This is a genomic window from Streptomyces sp. NPDC029151 (assembly GCF_055564315.1).
In genome coordinates this window covers 510,491-533,905 of the sequence record NZ_JBVHWQ010000003.1, presented here as the reverse complement: position 1 = coordinate 533,905, position 23,415 = coordinate 510,491, and the positions used below count along the sequence as shown (strand labels likewise).

Below are 23,415 nucleotides of genomic sequence, written 5' to 3'. Positions count from 1 at the left end.
GATGGTGCAGCCTGCCGGCCGAGGCAGCGCAGGCCCCGGCTTCCCTGCCACGGCACCACCCCGACCCAGCCCCGGCCCGCGGCCCCCCGCAGCACCGGCGCCCGCCTCCACGGCAGGTCCCGCGCCACCCCGCCGCAGTCACGGCACTCCCCGGCTCACCCGAGCGCCGTCACCCGTGCCAGGACCGCCACAGTGCCGCGTACGCGCCCCCCGCTGCGACCAGCTCCTCATGGCTGCCCAGCTCGCTGATCCGGCCGTTCTCCACGACGGCGATCACGTCGGCGTCATGGGCGGTGTGCAGACGGTGGGCGATGGCGACCACGGTGCGGCCGTCGAGGACGCGTGCCAGGGAGCGTTCCAGGTGGCGGGCCGCGCGCGGGTCGAGCAGCGACGTCGCCTCGTCCAGCACCAGCGTGTGCGGATCGGCCAGCACCAGCCGGGCCAGCGCGATCTGCTGCGCCTGCGCCGGGGTCAGCGCCAGGCCGCCGGAGCCCACCTCGGTGTCCAGGCCGTCGTCCAGTGCCCGCGCCCACCCGTCCGCGTCGACCGCGCCCAGAGCGGCCCACAGCTCGGCGTCCGGGGCGGCGGCGCGAGCGAGCCGGAGGTTGTCGCGCAGGGAGCCCACGAAGACGTGGTGCTCCTGGTTGACGAGGGCGACGTGCGTGCGGACGCGCTCCGCGGGCATCCGGGACAGCTCCGCCCCGCCCAGGGTGATCCGGCCGTCCCGGGGCGCGTAGATCCCGGCGAGCAGCCGGCCCAGGGTGGACTTGCCCGCGCCGGACGGGCCGACCAGGGCGAGCCGGGTGCCCGGTGCGACCTCCAGGGAGACCTTGCGCAGCACGTCGACGCCCTCGCGGTAACCGAAGTGCACCCGGTCGGCGTGCACGTCCCGCCCGTCGGGAGCGAGCGAGGCGTCCCCGGCGTCCGGCTCGATGTCCCGCACACCGACCAGGCGGCCCAGCGACACCTGGGCGACCTGCACCTCGTCGTACCAACGCAGGATCAGGTTCACCGGATCGACCAGCATCTGCGCGATGAGCGCACCGGTGGTCAGCTGGCCCACTCCGAGCCAGCCGTGGAGGACGAGGACACCGCCGACCATCAGGACCGAGCCGAGCACGAGGAGGTGGACGGCGCTGATGACCGGGAAGAGCACGGAGCGCAGCCACAGGGTGTACCGCTCCCACGCGACCCACTGCGCGATCCGTCGCTCCGACAGGGCCACGCGGCGGGCGCCGAGGCGGTGTGCCTCGATGGTGTGGCCCGCGTCCACGGTCTCGGCGAGCGCGGCGGCGACGGCGGCGTAGCCGGCGGCCTCCGAGCGGTAGCCGGACGGCGCCCGCCTGAAGTACCAGCGGCAGCCGATCACCAGGACCGGGACGGCGAGCAGCACGGCGGCGGCCAGCGGCGGCGCCGTCACGACCAGTCCGCCGAGCAGCAGCAGGGCCCACACCACACCGATGGCCAGCTGCGGCACGGCCTCCCGCATGGCGTTGGCCAGGCGGTCGATGTCGGTGGTGATGCGGGACAGCAGGTCGCCGGTGCCCGCCCGCTCCAGCACGCCCGGCGGCAGCCCGACGGACCGCACGAGGAAGTCCTCGCGCAGGTCGGCCAGCATCCGCTCGCCGAGCATCGCGCCCCGCAGCCGCACCTGCCGTACGAAGACGGCCTGTACGGCCAGCGCGAGCACGAACAGCCCGGCGGTCAGGCCCAGGTGGAGTTCCCGGGCCTCGTCCGTCACCCGTTCGACCAGGCCGCCGAGCAGGTACGGGCCCACCATGGAGGCGACCACGGCCACCGTGTTGACGGTGACGAGCAGCAGGAAGGCCCGCCGGTGCCGCCGGAACAGCTCGGCGACGTAGGCGCGTACGGTCGCGGGGGAGCCGACGGGCAGGGTGGTGGCGGTCGTCGGGGCCGCCGGGTCGTACGCCGGCGGCGCAACGCCGATCATGCGCTCTCCTCGATCTCTTCCAGCTCCGGGTGGAGCGCGTCCAGCAGCAGACCCTCGTCGGCCGCGGCCAGCTCCTCGTCTGTCTCCCGGGTCACCACGGCCCGGTACCGCGGCTCGCCGTCGGCCAGTTCGCGGTGCGCGCCGACCGCCACGACCTCGCCCTCGTGCACCAGCGCCACCTGGTCCGCGCGGTCGAGCAGCAGGGGAGAGGAGGTGAACACCACGGTTGTCCGCCCCGACCGCAGCCGGCGCAGCCCCTCCGCGATCCGGGCCTCGGTGTGCGAGTCGACGGCGGAGGTGGGCTCGTCCAGCACCAGCACCTCCGGATCGGTGATCAGCGACCTGGCCAGGGCGAGCCGCTGGCGCTGGCCGCCGGACAGGGACCGCCCGCGTTCGGTGATGCGGGCGTCCATCGGGTCGGCGGCGTCCAGCGAACCCTGCACGAGGGCGTCCAGTACGTCCTCGCACTGGGCCGCCGCCAGCGCGTCCGCGGGCCGCACGGCTCCGGAGGCGGGCACGTCGAGCAGATCGCGCAGTGTGCCGGACAGCAGCACCGGGTCCTTGTCCTGGACGAGGACGGCGGTGCGGGCGGTGTCGAGGGGGAGTTCGTCCAGGGGGACTCCGCCGAGGAGCACCGACCGGTCCGGCTCCGCGGGGTGGCCGCCCAGGCGTTCGGCGAGCCTGCCCGCCGCGTCCGGGTCGCCGCACACCACGGCGGTGAGCCGGCCGGCGGGAGCGAGTAGACCGGTCGCGGGGTCGTACAGGTCGCCGGCCGGGGCGTCGGCCTCGCGGGTGCCGTCGGTGGCGGTGGACCGTTCCAGCGACAGCACCCGTGCGGCGCGCTTGGCCGAGGGACGGGAGAAGGAGTACGCCATGGCGATCTCCTCGAAGTGCCGCAGCGGGTAGTTGAGGACCATGACCGCGCTGTAGACGGTGACGAGTTCACCGACCGTGATCCGGCCCTGGCGGGCCAGGTCGATGCCGTGCCAGACGACGGCGATCAGCAGCAGTCCGGGGAGCAGCACCTGCACGGCGGAGATCAGCGACCACATGCGCGCGCTGCGCACGGCGGCGTGCCGTACCTCCTGCGAGGCCTGGCGGTAGCGGTCCAGGAAGAGTTCCTCGCCCCCGATGCCGCGCAGCACCCGCAGTCCGGCGACGGTGTCGGAGGCCAGCTCGGTGGCCCGGCCCGCCTTCTCGCGCTGCACGTCGGCGCGGCGCGTCGCCCGGGGCAGCAGCGGCAGGACCGCGAGGGCCACGACAGGCAGGCCCAAGGCGACGATCACGCCGAGCGCTGGCTGGTACACGAGCAGCCCGACGCAGACGACCACGACGGTCAGGGCGGCGGCCGTGAAACGGGAGACGGCCTCGACGAACCAGCCGATCTTCTCCACGTCACCGGTGGAGACGGCCACCACCTCACCGGCCGCCACCCGTCGGGTCAGTGCGGAGCCGAGGTGGGCGGCCTTGCGGGCCAGCAGTTGCTGGACGCGGGCGGCGGCGGTGATCCAGTTGGTGATGGCGGCCCGGTGCAGGAAGGTGTCGCCGAGCGCGGTCCCCGTACCGCAGACCAGCAACAGGCCACCCGTCAGGGCGAGCCGGCCGCCGGAGCGGTCGACGGCCGCCTGCACGGCGAGACCGACGCAGAAGGGCAGCGCGGAGACGGACACGAAGTGCAGCAGGCCCCAGGCGAGCGACTTCAGCTGTCCGCCCAGCTGATTGCGCCAGAGCCACCACAGGAATCGGGGACCCGAACGCACGTCGGGCACGCCCGGATCGGGATACGGAAGATCTTGTATCTGCATGACGTCCCATGGCTCGTGTCACAGGGGCGGGGAAAGGCCGGGAGGCCGCGGTGAGCGGCAACAAGCCGTGAAAGGTTCGCGTCGCGGAGTGGTGAATTTCAAACGGTTTTCCTCGACGGTCCCCGAAATCAGCCGACTTCCGGCCAAGGCCCCGCCCCTCCGGCCCGTCCCGCCTCCCACCCCGCCCGTCAATCCTGGACAACCACGCCACTCGACACGGTGATTGCCCGAACATTCACCCCATCAGCCGGTTCGGTGGTGGCAGCATGGAGGTGTGCAGATCGACAGTGTGCGGCGCCGGACGGTCGCCGTGGTGGCGGCCCTCGGTGCCCTCCTGACGACGCTCTCCGCCTGCGGCACCACCGCTCCCGCTCACGGCGCGCGCGGTGCCGAGGGGACCGGGACCGCGCCGTCCGCCGCCACGACCGACCCGACCCGCATCCCGGGCGTCGGCGACCGTTTGTACCGGCGGATACCCGCCGGCTCCCGCCAGGTCGTCGCCGTGTACGGCGAGGGCCGGGACTCGGCCGACTCCCGGGTCGTGCTGTACGTCCGCCAGGGCGCGCACTGGCGGGCAAGGGCGACTTGGCCCGCCCACAACGGGCGCCGAGGATGGACCGCGCACCACCACGAGGGCGACGCGCGCAGCCCGGTCGGCGTGTTCACCCTCACCGACGCCGGCGGCGTGCTCGCCGACCCGGGCACCCGGCTGCCCTACGACCGGAACGAGGGCGCCTACGCGCCGCCGGCCGAGTGGGACGAGGCGCACCAGCACGACTTCGACTACGTCATCGCCATCGACTACAACCGCGTCAAGGGCACCCCGCCGCGCGACGCCACCCGCCCCTGGGGTACGGAGAAGGGGGGTGGCATCTGGTTGCACCTGGACCACGGCAGCGGCACCTCGGCCTGTGTCAGCGTCTCCCGGGAAGCCATGGAGTTCCTGCTGCGCACGCTGGACCCGGCGCGCGACCCTGTCGTGGTGATGGGTGACAGACCGAGCCTGAGGGCCTAGCGGAGCGAGGACGGACCGAGCCCGGGGGCCAGGCGAAGCGAGGACGCCGGGCGCACACCTCTCGCCCCGCTGCCCCGCTCCAGGCCCCGGCCCCGCTCCCGGTCCCCCTCCCGGCCCCGGTCGAGTCTTCCCTCGGCCGCCCCGATTCCGAGCACCCGGTCCCCGCGCGGTCACCGCTCAGCCCGCCCGGCACGGTGTCCCGCTGTTCCGCGGAGGACCCGGCTCCTCACACGGTGTCCCGCCGGTCCGCGGAGGGGCCGGCTCCCCCCACGGTGTCCCGGCGTTCCGAAGAGGTCACCTCCCGGTCTGGAGGCCCTGCGCCCCCGCGGTGGTGGACGAGCCGACCACGTCCACGTCGCTGGCCCGGACGTACGCGAGCCGGTGGCCGAACTGGATCTCGTAGTACCGCTCCCGGCCCCACACCACCGGATTGGGCGTGTCGCTGAAGGACTTGGCGGTGTAGGAGCTGCCGACGCCGGCCTGGGTCACGTACCGCTGGCCCGCCAGGAAGCCGTAGGGCAGCGGCGACTCGGCCGGCTCGTCCACGTCGTCCGGGAAGGCCTCCTCCTCCGGAAGGGCACGCCCGTACACGGGGATCTCGTCCAGGCCCTCCTTCGGCGTGACCATGCGTCCGGCCGCACCGACGGCCGTCGGCTTGTTCCGGGGGTTCTTGAACCAGGCCTTCCGCCCCTGGAACCAGATCGCCGTCCAGTCGCCGCTGCGGTCCGCGACGGCGAAGGTCTGCCCGGTGGAGACGCGGGAGCCCAGGTCGTTGACGTCCTGGGTGGAGTCGTCGCCGTCCGGCTTGCGACCGGGGTCCTGGATCAGCGGGGCCTTCTCGTCCGGTTCGGTGTACAGCCGGACGGCGCTGGAGCCGTGCGGCCGACACGGTGAACCACTGCCGGTGCAGCCCGTGAACGACGGTTTGTGCGTGGGGTAGTCCGGCAGGATGGTCACCATGTCGCTGTCGGGTCCCGCCGTCGCGCGCAGCGGCGCGCCGAGGAGGTCGAAATAGTGCCGCCAGTCCCAGAAGGGGCCGGGATCGTCGTGCATGTCGGGGATGGTGTCGGCGGTCGGAGCCGGCACGTTGTCGTGGCCGAAGATGTGCTGGCGGTCGAGCGGGATGGAGTACTTCTTCGCCAGGTACTTCACCAGGCGTGCCGAGGCCCGGTACATCTGTTCCGTGTACCAGGTCCCCGGGTGGGTGAGGAACCCCTCGTGCTCGATGCCGATCGAGCGGGCGTTCACGAACTGGCTGCCCGAGTGCCAGGCCTCGTCCTTGGTCTTGACGTGCTGGGTGACGTGGCCGTCGCTGGAGCGGATCGAGTAGTGCCACGACGACTCCGTCGGATCCTGCACCGTCTGGAACATGCTCTGCAGGTCCGCCTCGGTGTCGTGGATGACGATGTACTCGATCGGCTGGTCCCTGGGGCGGTCGGCGAGGTCGTGGTTGCCGTAGGAGCTGTCGTCGATCTCCTCGTACGGCGCGCCGAGCCAGTCACAGGCCAGTTCCGCGGGGCACTCCGCCTGTTTGGACCGCTGCGGGTTCGGCTGGCCGGCGGTACGGGGGTGCGGCCGCACCCGGGGGCTCGGGGGCAGGGCGACGTCCTGTCCCTCCGCGGTGGTGCGGTGCGCTCCCCGGCGGATCAGGGCGAAGACGTCGTCGGCGTACGAGGCGGCTGACGTGACGTCACGGGTGCCCGGGAAGCGTGCCACCGCCTCCCACCAGTCCGCCGGATCGGCGCTGAGGGGCTTGCCGAGCCGTCGTTGCGTCTCCGCCAGGATCGCCGCTCCGCCGCGTACGTTGGCGACGGCGTCCGTGCGCAGACGTCCGGCCGGAACCTCGATCAGGTGTGCCGCGTGCTGCAGGTCCGCGGGCTGTGCGGCGCGGCGGGCCGGGGGGTCCGCGGTGGCGGAGCCTCCCGCCGCGCCCGTGAGCGGCCGGTCCTGGGCGCCGAGCGGTGGCCGCGGGGCGGACGGCGGCGCCGCGGCCTTGACGCGGTCGGTGTCCACCAGGTGCATCGGCCCGAAGCCGCCCGAGACGCTGGGCGCGCCCGGGTGGGTGTCCCAGCGTGACTGCATGTAGGAGACGCTCATGAGGACACTGCGCGGCACGTGGAACTCGCGCGCGGCGTCCGTGAAGGCGTCCTGCAGACGCCGGTCCGCCGCCTCGTCGGCGCCGGACATCGGGAGGATCAGCAGTGGCGGCAGGAGCGCCGCCCCCGCGATCACACAAGCCGTGCGGCGGCACCTGCGGATGGCACCGGGGACATGTGCAGAAACATTTCTTCTCATCGCAGAGGCTCTCCCAACCACGCTCGATCGCAACCAGGGCGAAGGAGTTGCCCGTGGTGCCACCCCTTGTACGTTTCCGTGCCCCGAGCGTCGTGTCGTGGCGAGCGTCACCGGGGTGGACCAGCGGTCCGGCAGAGGCCACCCGGTCGGCGGCAGTGACTCGGCTGCCCGGGGCAACCACGCGCGACCGGCTGCCGCTCAGTCCTCCACCGGGTCCACCTGCCAGTCGGGGTGGCCCGGCATGGGCGGTGTGCGGGGGCCGTGGAGCCACGGATTCAGAAAGGGCGTCAGGTCTTCACCGGCGATCCGGGACGCGAGCGCGACGAAGTCCCGGGTGCCGGCCGCGCGCCCCCGGTACTCGGTCACCCAGGCGCGCTCGATCCGCTCGAAGGTCTCCTCGCCGACCTTCTCCCGCAACGCGAAGAGCACCAGCGCCGAACCGTCGTAGCGCATCACCTTGAAGAGCGTCTCCTCGGTGGGCTCGGCGGGCGCTCCTTCGTCGTGCCGCCACTGGTCGTGCTGCTCGTACGCGTCCCGCATCGCGGACTCCAGGCTCACGCCGCCGTGCTCGGCGGAGTACAGCCGTTCGTAGAAGCGGGCGTGACCCTCGCTCAGCCACAGGTCGGACCAGCGGCGGATGGCGACGCTGTCACCCGTCCAATGGTGCGTCAGCTCGTGGACGAGATTGCGTTCGGCGCCGACGCGGTCGCCCAGCAGGTCGTCCCGGGGTACGACGGAGAGCGACTGCGTCTCCAGGGCCACCGGCAGGTCGGTGTCGCCGACCAGCACCCCGTAGCGGGGGAAGGGGTACGGGCCGAGTCGCCGTTCCAGCCAGGCCAGGTGTTCCGGCGTCAGCGAGCGGTACTCCTCGGTGCCGGTGACCAGCCCGTCCGCGACCACGTCCCGGACGGGCAGCCCGCGCGGGCCCCTGCTGTCGACGAACGTGAACCTCCCGATCGCCAGCTGCACCAGCTGTGGGGCGACCGGCTGCTCGGAGTCGTACGTCCACCGGGTGCGGCCGTCGGGCCGCCGGACGGTGGAGACGAGCCGCCCGTTGGCCACCGCGGTGAGCCCCGGCGGGGTGGTGATGTGGAAGGTGACCGGTGCCCGCAGGCTCGGGTGGTCGTCGGCAGGAAAGATCATCTTTGCCCCGTCGGGCTGCGCGCAGACCAGGGTGCCGTCGGCGGTGGGGACCCAGCCGTAGTCCTGGATCGCGTCGTCGCGGTGCCGGCCCTGCGCCGGGTCGGCGGTGTAGGCGACCTGGACGGTGAAGGCGCCGCCGCGGGGGATCGGGCGCGCGGGGGTGACGACGAGTTCGTCCCCGTCGCGCCGGGCGGTGGCCGGTGCGCCGTCGACCGTGACGCGGTGCAGCGTGTTGCCCGCGAAGTCGAGGTCGAAGCGGGACAGCGCCTGTGTGGCGGTGGCTTTGAGGGTGGCGGCGGCCTCGAAGGGCGTGTGCGGTGCCCGCCAGTCGAAGTCCAGTGTGTAACGGCGAACGGTGTAGCCGCCGTTGCCGGCGAGCGGCATCAGCGGGTCGCCGATGCCGGGTGCGCCGGGGGCCGGGGCCGGGCCCGGCGAGGCGGCGGGACCGGGCGCGGGCGAACCGTCGGACCCGTGCGGCAGCAGGCCGGCGACGAGGGCGGCACCGGTCACCGCGCCCGTGCCGGCCACGGCGAGGGCGAGGGCGCGGGCCGCGCGGCGGGAGAGTGACCCCTTTGCGATCTCCATAAGCGCACTATGCCAGTATGATCCGCTTATATCATTAAATGTCCGTTCGGTGGGCGGGTGTCCGGCGCGCGTGGCGGCCGTACGCATCGCGCCGATCTGTCGAGGTGTCATTGCGGGGCGGCCCGTCTGCCCGTAGAACACCGGCCATGAGAAGACGGATGGTCATGTCCATGCTCGCGGGAGCGACCCTCCTGGTGAGCGCGCTCTTCGGCACGGGGACCCCGGCGGCCCACGCCGCCGAGGTCCCCGCCGAGTTCGGCACCGACTGGCACGACCCGGTGACCGCGGCCCCGCCCGTCGAGCGGCCGCACACCAGGTCCTGCCAGGTCACCCTCGCCGACGTTCAGTTCCGCGACTTCACGCCGTACCGCGGCGCGTACGCGCCGCCCAAGGGCTGCGGCGCGCGCTGGAGCAAGGTCGTGCTGCGCCTCGACGGCAAGGTGAAGGGCCGTCAGTACGACCGGCTCGGCTACCTGCACGTCGGCGGTGTCGAGATCCTGCGCACCTCCACGCCGGAGCCCTCACCCGACGGCATCGAGTGGCACGTGGAGAAGGACGTCACCCGCTACACCGACACCTTCCGCCGCTCCCAGGACGTCGAGATGCTGATCGGCAACGTGGTGGACGACACGTACACCGGTGTCATCGACGTCCACGTCACCCTCACCTTCTACGCCGGCCGCCCCGCCGCCCCCGCCCCCGACCGCGTGCTCACGCTCGCCGACACGCCCGCGGGCACGACGCTGACCACCCCGCGCAACAGCGAACGGATCGTCGCCGAGGTGTACGCGACCGGTTCGGGCGGGGGGTGCGAGGAGTTCTGGTACCTGACCGTGGCGGACCCGGCGCCGTACTCGTGCAAGGCCGACCACGGGCCCTACCGCGAGGTGCAGATCAGCGTCGACGGCCGGGTGGCCGGCATCGCCGCGCCGTTCCCGAACGTGTGGACGGGCGGCTGGTCCAACCCCTTCCTGTGGTACGTCGTCCCGGCCCCGCGCGCCTTCGACGTCCGGCCCGTCGAGTACGACCTCACCCCCTTCGCCGGTCTCCTCAACGACGGGCGCCCGCACCGCGTGCAGGTGTCCGTCGCCGGTGTGCCCGCGGGGCAGCCGGGCTGGAGCGCCCCGGTGAACGTCCTGGTCTGGCAGGACCCGCACCGCGCCCACGTCCCCGGCGCGCTCACCGAGGACAAGGCGACGGATCCCGCCAACTCCTCCACCTTCACGCCCGGCGCGGAGAACCGGGCGCACACCGAGGCGGGGCACCGGCTCACCGTCTCCGGGTACATCGACACCTCGCACGGGCGCGTGACCACCACCGTCACCCGCGCGCTCGCCAACACCTCCGACCACCGCTGGACCGACGGCGAGAACACGGACGGACTCGACGCGAGCTGGACGGACGACGAGACGGTCAGGACCATCGCCGGCCACGCTCCCGCGCGGGCGACGCGGACGCACCGGACGTACACCGTGAACGGCGCCGTCACCCTCGGCTCCGACAACCGGCTGCGCACCGTGCTGACCCTCGGCGACCGGGCGGAGTCCGTGACCCGCGAGGGCGGCCGGCGCACCGTGTGGTCGCGGCTGGACGACACCTACGGCGGCGACGCCGCGTACACGACCGACGTTCCGCGCGACCGGCGGCACGCGGTCGGAACCTCGACCGAGCGCTACCGCCTCCTCGGCTCGGACGGCTGCCACGACCGTACTCTCACCACGGTTCAGGGCATCCTGACGGAGGACCGCAGCCGCTGCTGATTCAGGCAGTGAGAGGGGCGCCGAACAGCGCTCTCGGTCGCCGGGGATGCTCCCTCGCCCGCGCGCCGGTCAAGCCGGTCGCGCCGGCCGGCAGCGCTGGGCCGCGTCCCCGTCGACCAGGGTGTCCAGCAGCACGCCGAGCACCTCGCGCTCCTTCTCCGTCAGGGGCGCCAGTATCTCCTCGGCGGCGGAGTGGCGGGCACCGCGCAGTTCGCGCAGGGCCGCGCGCCCCTCGTCCGTCAGCTCGATCCGGGTCACGCGCCGGTTCGCCGGATCCGCCACCCGCCGCACCTTTCCGCTCGCCTCCAGCCCGTCGACCAGCGTCGTCACCGCCCGGGGCACGACCTCCAGGCGCTCGGCCAGGTCGGCCATGCGCGGAGGCGAGGCGTAGTGCGCGAGGGTGCGCAGCAGCCGGGACTGGGCCGGGGTGACGCCCAGGTCGCGCTCTTCCAGATGGCGCTTCTGGATGCGGTGCACCCGGCGGGTGAGCCGCAGCAACTGCTCGGCGAGCAGGCCCTCGGAATCGGGGGTGGTCATGCGGGAACAATATCAGGATGCCGTTCATTGTGAGTATAGGTAACAATGAGCTACGATCCGTTCCGGCATCGTCGGCCGCTCCCCGGCCGGCGCCCGTCCCTCCCGTAGGAGCCCATGCACCCCGACCGTGAACCCTCCTGGACCCCACCTGCCGACGCCGGCGAGCAGCCCCGGCAGGTGCGCCGCATCCTGCGCCTCTTCCGCCCGTACCGCGGCCGTCTGGCGGTCGTCGGCCTGCTCGTCGGCGCCTCGTCGCTGGTCTCCGTGGCCACGCCGTTCCTGCTGAAGGAGACGCTCGACGTCGCGATCCCGCAGGGCCGCACCGGTCTGCTGAGCCTGCTCGCGCTCGGCATGATCCTCAGCGCCGTCCTGTCGAGCGTCTTCGGCGTGCTGCAGACCCTGATCTCGACCACTGTCGGCCAGCGGGTCATGCACGACCTGCGCACGGCGGTCTACGGCCGGCTGCAGCGCATGTCCCTGGCCTTCTTCACCCGCACCCGCACCGGGGAGGTCCAGTCCCGCATCGCCAACGACATCGGCGGCATGCAGGCCACCGTCACCTCCACCGCCACCTCCCTGGTGTCCAACGCCACCAGTGTGGTCGCCACCGTGGTCGCGATGATCGCCCTGGACTGGCGTCTGACGATCGTCTCGCTGCTCCTGCTGCCGGTGTTCGTCTGGATCAGCCGCCGCGTCGGCAACGAACGCAAGAAGATCACCACCCAGCGGCAGAAACAGATGGCCGCGATGGCGGCCACGGTCACGGAGTCGCTCTCGGTCAGCGGCATCCTGCTCGGCCGCACCATGGGCCGCGCCGACTCGCTGACCGCGTCCTTCGCGCAGGAGTCCGAGCGCCTGGTCGACCTGGAGGTCAGGTCGAACATGGCCGGACGCTGGCGCATGGCCGTGATCACGATCGTCATGGCCGCGATGCCCGCCGTCATCTACTGGACGGCCGGCCTGGCCCTCCGGATCGGCGGCCCCGAGGTCTCCCTCGGCACCATCGTCGCCTTCGTCTCGCTCCAGCAGGGCCTGTTCCGCCCGGCCGTGAGCCTGCTCGCGACCGGCGTCCAGATCCAGACCTCGCTGGCGCTCTTCCAGCGCATCTTCGAATACCTCGACCTGCCCGTCGACATCACCGAGCGCGAGCGGCCGGTCCGCCTGGACCGGATCAAGGGCGAAGTCCGCTTCGAGGACGTCGGGTTCCGCTACGACGACAAGGGCGGACCCGTCCTCGACGGTGTCGACCTCACCGTGCCCGCCGGCGGCAGCCTCGCCGTCGTCGGCCCCACCGGCGCCGGCAAGTCCACGCTCGGCTATCTGGTGCCCCGCCTGTACGACGTCACCGGCGGCCGGGTCACGCTGGACGGAGTCGACGTACGCGACCTCGACTTCGACACCCTCGCGCGCGCGGTCGGTGTGGTCTCCCAGGAGACGTACCTCTTCCACGCCTCGGTCGGCGACAACCTGCGCTTCGCCAAGCCGGACGCCACCGACGAGGAACTGCACGCGGCGGCCAAGGCGGCGCAGATCCACGACCACATAGCCGCCCTGCCGGACGGCTACGACACGGTCGTGGGCGAGCGCGGCCACCGCTTCTCCGGAGGCGAGAAGCAGCGGCTGGCGATAGCCCGCACGATCCTGAGGGACCCGCCCGTCCTCATCCTGGACGAGGCGACCAGCGCCCTCGACACCCGCACGGAAGCCGCCGTCCAGGAGGCCATCGACGCGCTGTCGGCCGACCGTACGACGATCACCATCGCCCACCGTCTGTCCACCGTCCGCGGTGCCGACCAGATCGTGGTGCTGGACTCCGGACGCGTCGCCGAACGCGGCACGCACGAGGAACTCCTGGAGCGGGACGGCCGGTACGCGGCCCTGGTGCGCCGGGACGCGCAACTGCAACCGACAAACTGAACATATGCCGGGTTTATGACGATATGCGTATTACCGTGCCCGCATGCAGACGAACACTCCGTCACGGAGCAGAATCCGACTGACGCGCCGGGGCAGGCTTGCCGTCCTCGTGAGCGGCGCCGTCGTGGCCGGCACCGCCGTGGCGGTGCCGCTGCTGACGCTGGGGGCCGGCCGTGAGCAGGCGAAACCCGCCCTGCTGGTGATCTCGGCGGGCTGGCGGGCGAACCAGGTCTACGACGCGATCGACAAGGTCCTCGCACTGCCACCGGGCAGCACCCGCAAGTCCCTCGACAAGGCCGGCCTGAAGCTGCCGAACGAGGCCGGGGGCGACCCGGAGGGCTATCTCTTCCCGGCGACGTATCCCGTCCCGAAAGGAGCGACCCCGCAATCCCTGCTGCAGCTCATGGTCGACACCGCGGACAGGAAGTTCAACGGCGCACCCGTCGCGGCCGGCGCCCAGCGCAACGCGATGAACGTCTACCAGGCCGTCACCATCGCCAGCATCGTCCAGGCCGAGGCCGCGACGAAGGCGGACATGGGCAAGGTCGCCCGGGTCATCTACAACCGGCTGAACAGCGGAATGCCGCTGCAGATGGACTCGACGCTGCACTACGCGCTGAACCGCACCACCGTCGGCAGCGACCAGGGCGCCACCCGGACGGGCGACACCCCGACGGAGAGCCCGTACAACTCCTACCAGCGCATGGGGCTGCCGCCGACGCCGATCGACAGCCCCGGCGAGGACGCGATGCGCGCCGCGCTCAACCCGACGCCCGGCGACTGGCTGTACTTCGTCACGGTCGCGCCCGGGGACACCCGTTTCACCGCGAGCTACAACGAGCACCTGCGGAACGTGGCCGAGTTCAACGCCCTGCACCAAGGCGCGTCGACCGCCCAGCCGAGCGGCGGCCCGCTGGGCTCGTCCCCGGCCTCCCCGGAGCCGTCGGGCAACTGAGCCGACGGGACGTCACGCGGCGACCGGCTCCTCGGCGAGCAGCCGCCTGATGTCCCGGACGGCCGCGCGCCCGGCCCGGTTGGCCCCGATGGTGCTGGCCGAAGGGCCGTAGCCGACCAGGTGGATCCGCGGATCGGCGACCGCGCGGGTGCCCTCCACCCGGATACCGCCGCCCGGCTCGCGCAGCCGCAGCGGAGCGAGATGGTCGAGCGCGGCCCGGAACCCGGTCGCCCACAGGACCACGTCGGCGGCCACGTGCCGGCCGTCCTTCCACTCCACGCCGTCCGGGACGATCCGGTCGAACATCGGCTGCCGGTCCAGGACCCCGTCCGCGAGACCCTGCCGGACGGCGTCGTTCAGGGGCAGCCCGGTGACCGAGACCACACTGCGCGGCGGCAGCCCCTGGCGCACCCGCTCCTCCACCAGCGCGACGGCCGCACGGCCCGCTTCCTGGTCGAACGGCCCTTCGCGGAAGACCGGGGGCCGCCGGGTGACCCACGTGGTCGCGGCGGCGTAGGGGGCCAGCTCCAGCAGGTGCTGGGTGCCCGAGGCCCCACCGCCCACGACCACGACCCGCTGCCCGGCGAACTCCTTGGGGCCGGTGTACTGCGCGGTGTGCAACTGGCGTCCGCGGAAGGCCTCCCGGCCCGGGTAGAGCGGCCAGAACGGCCGGTCCCAGGTGCCGGTCGCGTTGATCAGCGCCCGCGTCGCCCAGCTGCCGTCCGACGTCTCGACGAGCAGCCGCCCCCCGTCGCCCTCGCGTACCGCGCGCACGTCCACCGGGCGCCGTACCCGCAGGTCGAAGGCGCGCTCGTACCGGTCGAAGTACTCCCGGACGACCTCGGCCGAGGGGCGGGCCGGATCGGCGCCGGTCAGTTCCATGCAGGGCAGCGCGTGCATCCCGTGCACCTTGCCGAACGTCAGCGACGGCCACCGGAACTGCCAGGCGCCGCCCGGCCCGGGGGAGTGGTCGAGGACCACGATGTCGTGGTCCGGCTCGAAGCCGGTGCGCCGCAGGTGGTAGGCGGCGGCCAGGCCGGCCTGACCGGCACCGATGACGACAACCTCGACCTCACGGACTCCGTTCACGCCTCGACCAACAAGGAGCCGGGTGCGGATCTTCCCGGCCGCGCGTCGGCCTGTCCGGGGTGAACGCGGGGGCGCGTCGGCCGGTTGCGGGTACGCGACCCTGATGCCGTACGGGCCGGATGTGACCGCGCGTGGTGAGCGGGGCCGCACGCAACGGGCCGCCGAACGTGGCCGGATGGGAGCGGCGCTGGTCGCCAGCGCCTCGTGGGAGGGGCGACCCGCGGCCCGTATCGGACAACGCGAGCGCCACGGGGGTGTGGAAACCGGCGTATGGGTCAGGATGGGGGCATGTCCGATGCCTTCACCACACGCATGCTCAACGTGTCCACCGGTACCCGGGAACGCGTCGTCGACCTCACCAGCGACTGCGAGGACTTCCTGCGGGCGGCGGCGGCCGGCCGCGACGGCCTGCTCAACATCTTCGTGCCGCACGCCACCGCCGGCATCGCCGTCATCGAGACGGGCGCCGGCAGTGACGACGACCTCCTCGCGGCGCTGCACACCCTGCTCCCCGCCGACGACCGCTGGCAGCACCGGCACGGCAGCCCCGGTCACGGCCGCGACCACGTGCTGCCCGCGATCGTCCCGCCGCACGCGACCCTCCCGGTGATCGGCGGACGCCTGGAGCTGGGCACCTGGCAGTCGGTGTGCCTGGTGGACACCAACAAGGACAATCCCGACCGCCGGGTCCGGCTGAGCTTCCTGGGCTGAGCCGCAGCCCGGATCGGTGGCCGACGGGTCAGGAAGGGCTCGCCCAGGCGGCTTCAGCCGGATCCGGCGACGGCACCAGACCGAGGCGCTGGGCGCGCAACACCGTGCCGACGCGATCACGGGTGCCCAGTTTGCGGTAGATGTTCTCGACGTGCTTGTGCACCGTGCGGACCGAGATGCCGAGGCGGCGGCCGATCGCGTCGGCGGTGAGCGCTTCGGTGAGCAGCAGCAGGACGGCGGTCTCGCGGGGGGTGAGCGCGCAGTCCGCCGCCCGCTGGTCCGCGGCGCCGGCCGGACGGAGCGCCCGCCGCCACTCCTCCAGCAGACGACGCTGCCGCTCGACCGCCGCCAGCAGGGGCTGGGCGCGCTCGGCCATCACCACCTGGTCGTCGGTGAAGTCCGCACCGGCCCGGTACACCAGGCACCCGGTGATCGGTTCCGCGCTCCCCGGGAGCGGCACGCCCAGCGCGTGATCGACGTCCAGCACCTCCCTCAGCAGGCGGGCCGTCGGGCTGCCCGGCCAGGTACGGCCCACCGCCCGGAGCGCGGTGACCGGCGTACGGTCGGTCCCGGGCCCGTAGTGCCCGGCGAAGGGGTACCCCGCGCGCAGCAGGCCCAGGTCGGCGTCTTTGAGCCGGGCCAGCTCCGTGGCGGCCGCGTCGGGCACCGTGCCCAGCGTGCCCCGGCTCTCGCTCCAGTCGTCCAGCTTGTGGATGACCGCCTCACCGCCGCACACCTCGGCCAGCGTGCCGGCCAGCAGCGGCCACAGCCGCTCGGGTTCCCGTTCGTGCAGTGCCGCCACGGCGACGGTCGTCATGCGCTCGTAGGCCTTGTCCAGCCGCACGAGTTCCTCCGGTTGCCTTGCGTACCCGTCCCCCCTGCCGGCGTACGTACTTGTACGCATACCCCCGCGGTCCCCCGCTGTCGCAGACTTCAACCGGCGACACCGGCCTGACCGGACGCATCGCGCCCGACGGGCCGCCGGCACGGGGGAACGGCGGCCCGTCCGGTGTCGCCGGACACACCTCTCCCCGGACCACCGCTCAGCCCTCTCCCCTGGGCCTCGGCCCCGGCGTTCGCCGCGGACCTCCGCCCCCCTCCTCGCAGCGGATCACCGCTCCGCCCTCCCGGGGTCTCCGCTCGGCGGACCCGCGGGAGAACCGACGACGCCCCCCGGGTGGAGCCGGAGGGCGTCGGGACGGCGAAGGATCAGCCGCGCTCGGCGCCGCTCTCCTTCTCCTTCTTCAGGTTCTTCAGCCGCACGGACTCCTTGCGGACCTCGGCCTGGGTGGCGCGCTCCTTCTCCAGCCACTCGGGCCGCTCCTGCTTGAGCGCCTCGATCTGCTCGGTGGTCAGCGCCTCGGTGACCCCGGCCCGGGCGAGGCCGGCGATGGACACGCCCAGCTTGGCGGCCACCACCGGACGGGGGTGGGGACCGTTGGCCCGCAGCTCGCGCAGCCACTCCGGCGGGTTGGCCTGCAGCTCGTTCAGCTCGGCGCGCGAGACCACACCCTCCTGGAAGGAGGCGGGGGTGGCGGGGAGGTACACACCCAGCTTCTTCGCCGCGGTCGCGGGCTTCATCGTCTGGGTGCTCTGCTGCGACTTCATGACGTCAAGGGTATCGGCCGTGTGCCGGGGGCCCGACCACGGCCGGTGGCGGAGGGCTCCGGCGGCGGCCGGTAACCTGGCCTGGTGACAGGCTCGGAGGATTCACCGTCGTTCCGGCTCGCGTACGTTCCCGGGGTGACGCCCGCCAAGTGGGTGAAGACCTGGAACGAGCGCCTGCCCGGCATCCCGCTCACCCTCGTCCAGGTCCCGGCCGCCGAGGCGCCCCAGGTGCTGCGCGCGGGGGAGGCCGACGCGGGCCTCGTACGGCTGCCGGTCGACCGGAGTTTCCTCAGCGCGATCCCGCTGTACACCGAGACCACCGTGGTGGTCGTGCCCAAGGACCACCTGATCACGGCGGCGGAGGAGGTCACCCTGGCCGACCTCGCCGACGAGGTGCTCTTCCACCCCCTGGACGACGTCTTCGACTGGGCGGCTCCGCCGGGCGAACCGGCCTTCGAGCGGCCCGCCACCACCGCGGACGCCGTCGAGCTGGTGGCGGCGAACGTCGGCCTGCTGGTCGTCCCGCAGTCCCTGGCCCGCCTGTACCACCGCCGGGACCTCACCTACCGCCCGGTCGCCGACGCGCCCCAGTCGAGCGTCGCCCTGTCCTGGCCGGAGGAGGCCACCACCGATCTGGTGGAGGACTTCATCGGCATCGTCCGCGGACGCACCGTCAACAGCACCAGGGGCCGTACCACGGCGTCCTCGCAGGCCGACCCGTCGCAGACGAAGGCGCAGGGCAAGACGCAGGGCAAGGCGCAGGGCAAGTCGGCGGCGAAGTCGCAGGGCAAGGCGTCCGGGAAACCGGCCGGCCGCACGGCGGGCGCCCGCACGGGCGGCAACAGATCCGCCAAGCCCGCCCAGCGGGGCAAACCGCGCCGGAGGTCGTGAGCCCGCCCGGCGAGGACACGTCGGCGGACCCGCGCCCGGTCGCTCACGCTCCGGGCCGCACCGCCCCCTCGGCGCCACCCTCCGCGGCACCGCGGCCGACGGTCTCCGCGGCCCTCTCGGGCTCCGGACGCACGTGTCGTTCCCGCAGGTCGGCGACCGCCAGTACGAGCGCGACCACGATGATGCCCACCGCGGAGAGCAACCCGAGCTGCATCGCCGTGTCGGTGCGGCCGTGGTTGGCGAGGTGGGCGAAGTACACCGAGCCCACCACCGCGATGCCGGCCGCCGAGCCGACCCGCTGGCCCGTCTGCAGCACGCCCCCGGCCGCACCCGCGCGGTGGACCGGGACCCGGGTGAGGGTGAGGGTGGTGTTCGGGGAGACCGTCATGCCGGACCCGATACCGCCGACGAGCAGCGGCAGCGCCGACGCCCAGCCCAGGTTCGGCCCGGGCACCAGCTGCACCGCCGCCATCACGCCGAGCAGTCCCAGCGCGACCCCGCCGAGACCGATGACGACCAGCTTGCGGCCGAAGCGCACCACCAGCCGGCCACCGGCGGCGGCCCCGACCGCGGAGGCCGCCGCGAAGGGCAGGACGGTGAGCCCCGAGGCCAGCGCGCTGTAGCCGAGGCCGTTCTGCAGGTACAGGGCGTAGAGGAAGAAGACGGTGGTGAAACCCGCGAAGTAGGCGAGGCTGATCAGCGCGCCGAGCGTGAAGGAGCGCAGGGAGAACAGCTCCAGGTCCACCAGGGGAGCGCGCCCCTGCCGCCCCATCCGTTTCTCCCACGCCCAGAACGCGCCGAGCAGCACCAGGGCCACGGGCACCAGCGCCCACTTCTCCCGTCCGGGCCACTGCTGCTCCTGCACCAGGGGCAGCATGAGCGCGAACACGCCCGAGCCGAGGAGCAGCACCCCGAACAGGTCGAACTCCTCCTGCCTGCCCGCCGCCGGGTAGCGGGGCAGCAGCCGGAGCCCGGCGGCGAACGCGGCCACGCCGATCGGCAGATTGACGAAGAACACCCAGCGCCAGCCGTCGTCGGTGCCGACGGCGTCGATCAGCAGACCGCCCGCGAGGGGGCCCGTCGCCGTCGACACCCCGATGACCGTGCCGAGCACGCCGAACGCCTTGGCCCGCTCGGCACCCTGGAACATCTGCTGGATCAGTCCGGAGGTCTGCGGCGCGACCATGCCCGCGGCCGTGCCCTGGATCAGCCGGAACACCACCAGCCAGCCGGGCCCGGCCGCGAGGCCGCACGCCAGCGAGGCCACCGTGAACAGGGCGAGCCCGATCAGGAAGGCCTGGCGCCGGCCGCGCATGTCGCCCAGCCGGCCCGCCGGGACCAGCGCGAGCCCGAAGGTGAGGGCGTACCCGGAGACCACCCATGACTGGACCGCCTCCGAGGCCCCCAGCCCGTGCTCCAGGGAGGGCAGCGCGACGTTCACGATCGAGGTGTCGAGGAGCGAGATGAATCCCGCGGCCAGACAGACCCCGAGCGCCTTCCACCGCCGCGCGTCGGGCGCGGGTGGGGCCTGGACTGTGCTCATGGGGTCACGCTATGCAGTCGCGGCTCCCCCCGCCACGCGAGCCACCGGGCGCCACCTCCCGGAAGCGGTGCCGCGCCGCCACCCGCCGGCCCCTCCTCCACCCATGCCGGAGCCGCTCACTCCACGTAGGTCGCCCGCCGTGCCGTACGCGCCACCGCGTCGCCCGCCGCACGCCCGAGCCGCCCCTCGGCCACCCGGGTGTCCACGACCTTGCCCACCCGGGTGACCAGCGCGCCCTTGCTCCGGAAGGGTGCACCCGCCCACACCGCGTCGAGCGGTGGGGTCCCGTCCGGGCGGGCCGGGTCGGCGACCCGGGGCTCGCTGCGGCGGACGTACGCGTGGGCCGGGTCCTCGGTGCCCTCCGGGAAGGAAGGAACTCCGTGCCGTTCGGGGTGTGGTGCTGCGGGGAGCCGGAGACCGGGGTCAGGGAGGGCAGCGGGTCGCCGGAGAGCGCCGCGTTGCCGTACAGGCGGGCCTCCAGGTACGACGTGGCGGGGCTGCGGCCGACCAGGCGGGTAGGGAGCGGTTCAGCGGGCCGAGTCCCGCAGCCACGCGTACGCCGACCGCGCCGTGAACTCGGTCTGCCCGCCCCGCAGCAGCAGCGACGCGGTGGTGAACTCGGGGGCGTCGGCCTGGGCGGGGACGTACGGGACCGCCACGCACCGCATGCCGGCCGCGTGGGCGGCGGCCGCGCCGGGGGCCGCGTCCTCCAGGACCACGCAGTCGGCCGGGTCCGCGCCGAGCCGGCGGGCCGCCTCCAGGAAGACGTCCGGGGCGGGCTTGCCGCGGGGGACCTCGTCGGCCGAGACCGCCGTGTCCAGGTGGGCGGCCAGGCCGGTGCCCGTCAGGATCGCCTCGATGGCCTCCGGGGAGGAACCCGAGGCCACCGCCATCGGGACGTTCTCGGCGGCCAGCAGTTCCACGAAGGCCCGCATCTCGGGGTACGCGCGCGTGCGGGCGCGGGCCAGCTCCAGATAGCGGCGGTTCGTCGCGGCCAGCAGCTCCGCCGCCGGGACGCGCAGGCCGTAGCGCTCCCGCCACATCGCCACCGCCTCCCGGGTGCTGATGCCGACGTAGCCCTCGTGGTCCTCCCAGGTGAACCCGGGCACGCCGTGCTCGGCCAGGACCTGTCGGCTCGCCTCGTAGTAGTTCGGCTCGCTGTCCACCAGCGTTCCGTCGAGATCGAAGATGACCGAGAGGGTGCCGAGATCGCTCATGGCGTCCAGGATGCCAAGCGTCAGGCGCGGGCCGCCCGGCCGACCGACTCCACCAGGGGCAGCAGCCGGTACGGGACACGCTCGCGCAGCGCCACCTCCGTGCGGGTGCGCACCACGCCCGGAAGGCTGATCAGCTTCTGGATCACGTCCTCCAGATGGGCGTTGTCCCGCCCCACCACCCGCGCCAGCATGTCCCCGCCACCGGTGATCGAGAAGGCCTCCACGATCTCGGGTACGGCGGCCAGCGCGTCCCCCACGTCGTCCAGATGGCCCTGGGTGACCTCGATGTGCACGAACGCCAGCACCGGATGTCCCAGCGCGGCGGGGGAGAGGGAGGGGCCCGTTCCGGTGATCACGCCGTCCCGTTCCATCCGGTCCAGCCGGGCCTGCAGCGTGCCGCGGGCCACCCCGAGGATGCGCGCGTACTCGCGCACGCTGGTGCGCGGCTGCTCCAGGAGGAGTCGCAGGATGCGGGTGTCGAGTTCGTCCACGGCCATGATGGACGACTGTACCAATGGCTCAGCACCTCCCGAGGGGTGCCTGCCGTCCGACCTGGTCCGTTGGCATTCCCGCGGCTGCCGGTGCCCCGTCGATGCTGGGCCAATGGACCAATGATTGCGGGCACACTTGAGCCAGTGACCCCGGTGATGCTCTCATGGGCGTGTCGATGGCGCTGCGGATCCCCGCGGCGCCTTTTCTGTGCCGGTGTACCCGTGTACCCAGGGGAGGGCAGCAGTGCTGAAGAGGATGTTCGTGGCTCCGGACCCAGGGCGGGCGCGGTTGCGCTTCGCCGCGCGGGCCGTCCTCGGCATCGGGTCGGCGGTCGTGGTCTGCGCACTCGCCGGACACTCCCTCGCCGGTACGGTCACCGGCGGCCTCGCCGCGCTGCTCGCCCTGTTCACCGTCACCGACCCCACCGTGCGCGGGCAGGCGGTCACCACCGCCCTGCTGCCCGCGGTGGGCGTTCCGGTGCTGGCCGCCGCGGCCGAGCTGCATGCCCACCCCGTCGCCCGCGACCTCACCTTCCTGGCCGTCGTCGGCGCCGGCGTCTACGCCCGACGGTGGGGCCCGCGCGGGCACAGCCTCGGTGTGTTCGCCTTCATGACCTTCTTCGTGGCCCAGTTCCTGCACGCCACCCCGGACCGGCTGCCCGAGCTGTACGCCGCCGTGCTGCTCTCCGTGCTCACCGCCGCCGCCGTCCGGTTCGGCCTGTGGTGCTACGAGCGCCGGCTCCCCCCGCCCGCCGTACCCGCCCCGCCCGCCGGGACCGGGCTGCTGCGCGTGACCACCCGGCAGGCGGTCCAGGCCACCGCGGGCGCCGGGTTCGCGCTCGTCGTGGGCCAGCTGGTGTCGGGACAGCGCTGGTACTGGGCCGTCGGCGCCACCTGGTGGATCTTCGTCAACACCGCCTCGCGCGGCGAGACGCTGGTCCGCGGCTTCCGCCGGGTCCTCGGCACCGTGATCGGCATCTGCCTGGGCTTCCTCGTCGCCGTCCCCCTGCACGGCGCGCCCGTGCCGACGGCCGTCCTCGTCGCGGTCGCCGTCTTCGGCATCTTCTACACGGCCGCCGTCTCCTACACCTGGATGATGCTCTGCGTCACCCTGCTCGCCGAACTGCTCTACGGCCTCCTCGGCGTCCTCAGTCCCGGACTGCTCGCGCTGCGGCTCGCCGAGACCGGCGTCGGGGCGCTCGGCGCCGCCCTCGCCGTCCTGTTCGTGCTGCCGGTCACCACGCACGCCACCACCGACGCCTGGATCCAGCGCGCCCTGCGCTGCGTGCACGCGTGCACGGCCGAGGCGGCCGCCCGCCTGGCCGGCTCCGCCACCGCCGACCCCGCGCCGCGCGTGGCCGAACTCGAGCAGCTGCTCGGCCGGGTACGGCTGTCGGTGGCCCCGCTGGTGCACCCGCTGAACCCGATGCCGGCGCGCAAGGCGCGAGCCCGCCGGGTCCTGGCGCTGCTCGACGACTGCGCCCGCGAGATCCGTGGCCTGGTCACGGTCGCCGCCGACCCGGTGGCCTCCCACGACGCCCGCCTCGCCGCCGCCTGCTGGCGCGTGGAGGCAGCCGTGGAGGCCCTCACCACGGGCCGTGCCGAACCCCTCCAGGGTGCCGCGGAACCGCCCGCCGAACCCGCCCTCGCCCATCTGCACGGCCTGGAACGCGCCCTCGCCGACCTCGCGGAACCGCTCCGGACGCCGTCGGGATCGCGGCTGGTGGGCGCCTGAATCGCCTGACCGGGGGCGGGCGGGAACGGCGCGTCACGGGAAGTGAACGCGCCGGTTCGCCGGTGAACCGTCCCCAGCATCCCCCTTTTGGTCTAGACCGCCGTCGGCCGACTGCTACCGTCGGCCCCGGACCGGCTCCACGGGCGACTCGACCGAGAGGGGACAGC

General features: G+C 73.4%; 19 protein-coding genes. 7 read left to right on the top strand and 12 right to left on the bottom strand.

Annotation, left to right across the window (positions count from 1 at the left end; genetic code table 11):
- Positions 1-169: 169 nt before the first annotated feature.
- Both ACZ4VF_RS15370 and ACZ4VF_RS15365 read right to left on the bottom strand, forming a co-directional pair.
- Positions 170-1,951, bottom strand: a complete 1,782-nt coding sequence (locus ACZ4VF_RS15370) for an ABC transporter ATP-binding protein (RefSeq protein ID WP_467926277.1) — start codon at positions 1,949-1,951, stop codon at positions 170-172.
- The gene (locus ACZ4VF_RS15365; RefSeq protein ID WP_467926276.1) at positions 1,948-3,756 is read right to left on the bottom strand and encodes an ABC transporter ATP-binding protein; all 1,809 of its coding nucleotides are present in this window, start codon (positions 3,754-3,756) and stop codon (positions 1,948-1,950) included. The genes ACZ4VF_RS15370 and ACZ4VF_RS15365 overlap by 4 nt, the downstream gene beginning before the upstream one ends.
- Positions 3,757-4,030: 274 nt before the next feature.
- Between ACZ4VF_RS15365 and ACZ4VF_RS15360 the strand changes: the two genes are divergently transcribed.
- Positions 4,031-4,771, top strand: coding sequence for a L,D-transpeptidase family protein (locus tag ACZ4VF_RS15360; RefSeq protein WP_467926274.1), 741 nt, complete (start codon positions 4,031-4,033; stop codon positions 4,769-4,771).
- A gap of 294 nt (positions 4,772-5,065) precedes the next feature.
- Here the strand turns inward: ACZ4VF_RS15360 and ACZ4VF_RS15355 are convergent, their stop codons facing one another.
- Together ACZ4VF_RS15355 and ACZ4VF_RS15350 are read right to left on the bottom strand one after the other, a co-directional pair.
- Complete coding sequence (locus tag ACZ4VF_RS15355) at positions 5,066-6,958, bottom strand: N-acetylmuramoyl-L-alanine amidase (RefSeq protein WP_467926273.1); 1,893 nt, start codon at positions 6,956-6,958, stop codon at positions 5,066-5,068.
- A gap of 306 nt (positions 6,959-7,264) precedes the next feature.
- Complete coding sequence (locus ACZ4VF_RS15350) at positions 7,265-8,794, bottom strand: M1 family metallopeptidase (RefSeq protein WP_467926272.1); 1,530 nt, start codon at positions 8,792-8,794, stop codon at positions 7,265-7,267.
- 146 nt (positions 8,795-8,940) lie between these two features.
- Here ACZ4VF_RS15350 and ACZ4VF_RS15345 point away from each other — a divergent pair, with 146 nt between their 5' ends.
- Positions 8,941-10,554, top strand: a complete 1,614-nt coding sequence (locus tag ACZ4VF_RS15345; protein WP_467926270.1) for a peptide-N4-asparagine amidase — start codon at positions 8,941-8,943, stop codon at positions 10,552-10,554.
- 69 nt (positions 10,555-10,623) lie between these two features.
- Here the strand turns inward: ACZ4VF_RS15345 and ACZ4VF_RS15340 are convergent, their stop codons facing one another.
- Entirely contained in the window at positions 10,624-11,091 is a 468-nt protein-coding gene (locus tag ACZ4VF_RS15340; RefSeq protein ID WP_467926269.1) for a MarR family winged helix-turn-helix transcriptional regulator, read from the bottom strand.
- Between the two features lie 114 nt (positions 11,092-11,205).
- Here ACZ4VF_RS15340 and ACZ4VF_RS15335 point away from each other — a divergent pair, with 114 nt between their 5' ends.
- Together ACZ4VF_RS15335 and mltG are read left to right on the top strand one after the other, a co-directional pair.
- On the top strand, positions 11,206-13,008 hold the full coding sequence (locus ACZ4VF_RS15335) for an ABC transporter ATP-binding protein (RefSeq protein WP_467926268.1): 1,803 nt from the start codon (positions 11,206-11,208) through the stop codon (positions 13,006-13,008).
- A 43-nt stretch (positions 13,009-13,051) separates the two neighbouring features.
- Positions 13,052-13,963 (top strand): endolytic transglycosylase MltG, encoded by a 912-nt coding sequence (gene mltG / locus ACZ4VF_RS15330; RefSeq protein ID WP_467926267.1) that lies wholly within the window; start codon positions 13,052-13,054, stop codon positions 13,961-13,963.
- 12 nt (positions 13,964-13,975) lie between these two features.
- On the opposite strand, the gene ACZ4VF_RS15325 is transcribed toward mltG, so the two are convergent.
- On the bottom strand, positions 13,976-15,052 hold the full coding sequence (locus tag ACZ4VF_RS15325; RefSeq protein WP_467926265.1) for an NAD(P)-binding domain-containing protein: 1,077 nt from the start codon (positions 15,050-15,052) through the stop codon (positions 13,976-13,978).
- 288 nt (positions 15,053-15,340) lie between these two features.
- On the opposite strand from ACZ4VF_RS15325, the gene ACZ4VF_RS15320 reads away from it, so the two are divergent.
- A complete protein-coding gene (locus tag ACZ4VF_RS15320) occupies positions 15,341-15,763 on the top strand; it encodes a secondary thiamine-phosphate synthase enzyme YjbQ (protein ID WP_467926264.1) in 423 nt (140 codons plus the stop codon).
- 28 nt (positions 15,764-15,791) lie between these two features.
- On the opposite strand, the gene ACZ4VF_RS15315 is transcribed toward ACZ4VF_RS15320, so the two are convergent.
- Together ACZ4VF_RS15315 and ACZ4VF_RS15310 are read right to left on the bottom strand one after the other, a co-directional pair.
- A complete protein-coding gene (locus ACZ4VF_RS15315; protein ID WP_467926582.1) occupies positions 15,792-16,580 on the bottom strand; it encodes a helix-turn-helix transcriptional regulator in 789 nt (262 codons plus the stop codon).
- A gap of 392 nt (positions 16,581-16,972) precedes the next feature.
- Positions 16,973-17,371: a DUF5997 family protein gene (locus tag ACZ4VF_RS15310; RefSeq protein WP_467926263.1), complete on the bottom strand. Its 399-nt coding sequence runs from the start codon at positions 17,369-17,371 to the stop codon at positions 16,973-16,975.
- An 84-nt stretch (positions 17,372-17,455) separates the two neighbouring features.
- Between ACZ4VF_RS15310 and ACZ4VF_RS15305 the strand changes: the two genes are divergently transcribed.
- Entirely contained in the window at positions 17,456-18,262 is an 807-nt protein-coding gene (locus ACZ4VF_RS15305; protein ID WP_467926262.1) for a LysR family substrate-binding domain-containing protein, read from the top strand.
- Positions 18,263-18,305: 43 nt separating this feature from the next.
- Here the strand turns inward: ACZ4VF_RS15305 and ACZ4VF_RS15300 are convergent, their stop codons facing one another.
- The 4 genes from ACZ4VF_RS15300 to ACZ4VF_RS15285 form a co-directional block, all read right to left on the bottom strand.
- Entirely contained in the window at positions 18,306-19,805 is a 1,500-nt protein-coding gene (locus ACZ4VF_RS15300) for an MFS transporter (protein WP_467926260.1), read from the bottom strand.
- Positions 19,806-19,921: 116 nt separating this feature from the next.
- Positions 19,922-20,071 carry a hypothetical protein gene (locus ACZ4VF_RS15295; RefSeq protein WP_467926259.1) on the bottom strand — a complete coding sequence of 50 codons (150 nt, stop codon included), beginning with the start codon at positions 20,069-20,071 and terminating at the stop codon, positions 19,922-19,924.
- A 261-nt stretch (positions 20,072-20,332) separates the two neighbouring features.
- The gene (locus ACZ4VF_RS15290) at positions 20,333-21,022 is read right to left on the bottom strand and encodes an HAD family hydrolase (RefSeq protein ID WP_467926258.1); all 690 of its coding nucleotides are present in this window, start codon (positions 21,020-21,022) and stop codon (positions 20,333-20,335) included.
- A 20-nt stretch (positions 21,023-21,042) separates the two neighbouring features.
- Positions 21,043-21,519, bottom strand: coding sequence for an Lrp/AsnC family transcriptional regulator (locus ACZ4VF_RS15285; RefSeq protein ID WP_467926256.1), 477 nt, complete (start codon positions 21,517-21,519; stop codon positions 21,043-21,045).
- Between the two features lie 238 nt (positions 21,520-21,757).
- Here ACZ4VF_RS15285 and ACZ4VF_RS15280 point away from each other — a divergent pair, with 238 nt between their 5' ends.
- The gene (locus tag ACZ4VF_RS15280; protein WP_467926255.1) at positions 21,758-23,248 is read left to right on the top strand and encodes an FUSC family protein; all 1,491 of its coding nucleotides are present in this window, start codon (positions 21,758-21,760) and stop codon (positions 23,246-23,248) included.
- Positions 23,249-23,415 lie beyond the last annotated feature (167 nt).